The organism is Desulfovibrio sp. 1214_IL3152 (assembly GCF_036763055.1).
In the GTDB taxonomy this organism is placed as follows: Bacteria; Desulfobacterota; Desulfovibrionia; order Desulfovibrionales; family Desulfovibrionaceae; genus Desulfovibrio.
Map to the genome: position 1 here is coordinate 1 of NZ_JBAIYW010000359.1, position 1052 is coordinate 1052.

Genomic DNA, 1052 nt, shown 5'->3' on the forward strand with positions numbered 1-1052 from the left:
AGCATTATAATGTCGCAGTTTTGCCTGCGCGGCCACGTAAACCGAAAGATAAAGCCAAAGCTGAAGTTGGCGTTCAGGTTGTTGAACGCTGGATCATGGCCCGAATCAGGCATGAGATCTTCTACAGCCTTGCATCGCTTAATCAGCGCATTCGGGAGTTGCTGGAAAGACTGAATAACAAAATAATGCAGAAGTTGGGTTATTCACGTGCAGAACTCTTCATCCAGCTTGATAAACCCGCACTGAAGCCTCTTCCTGAAGCCAGTTACAGTTACACCCTGGTGAAGAAAGTCAGAGTTCATGCCGATTACCACGTGGAAATCGACAAACATTACTACTCGGTTCCATGTTCGCTGTTAGGCCAGCAACTGGAAGCATGGATCTCCGGAGAACTGGTAAGACTCTTCAATCAGGGGCAGGAGGTTGCTGTGCACCCGCGCAAGCGTACTTATGGCTACAGTACCCGCAACGAGCACATGCCTGAAGCTCATCGACAGCATGCCACCTGGACGCCAGAGCGTCTTCTGGAATGGGCGGGGCACATAGGCAGTGAAACTCATAGTTATGTGCTTCATATACTGAACTCTCGTCCACATCCGGAACAAAGCTATCGCTTCTGCCTTGGACTCCTGAACCTTCATAAAAAATACAGTAAAGCCAGACTTAATGCAGCATGTGCAAGAGCTCTGAAAACAAAGGTATGGCGTCTGTCAGGTATTAAATCGATCCTGGAAAAAGGTCTGGATAAACAACCTGTTCAGGATCCAAAACCAGATCTGTTATCCACGATGGAACACGAAAACGTACGCGGCAGTGAGTATTACCACTGATACGGGATCCAATGATGAATCATCTTTACGAACAACTGACCGCACTTAAACTCACCGGCTTCCGTGATGCGCTTAAAAAGCAACTTGCTCAGCCGGGCACATACCAGGAGCTGGGCTTCGAAGAACGCCTGTCATTACTGACAGCAGAAGAACTAACCTGCCGTGAAAACAGGAAGGCAGAGCGTCTGATCAAACATGCACGGTTCAGACTTAATGCTGAGT

At 48.3% G+C, this 1052-nt stretch carries 2 pseudogenes; both read left to right on the top strand.

The window, feature by feature from the left end:
* A pseudogene (istA, locus tag V6C07_RS07660) lies at nucleotides 1–830 on the top strand (IS21-like element ISEc12 family transposase); the annotation flags it as partial.
* A 14-nt stretch (nucleotides 831–844) separates the two neighbouring features.
* Nucleotides 845–1052, top strand: a pseudogene (gene istB / locus V6C07_RS07665) (IS21-like element ISEc12 family helper ATPase IstB); the annotation flags it as partial.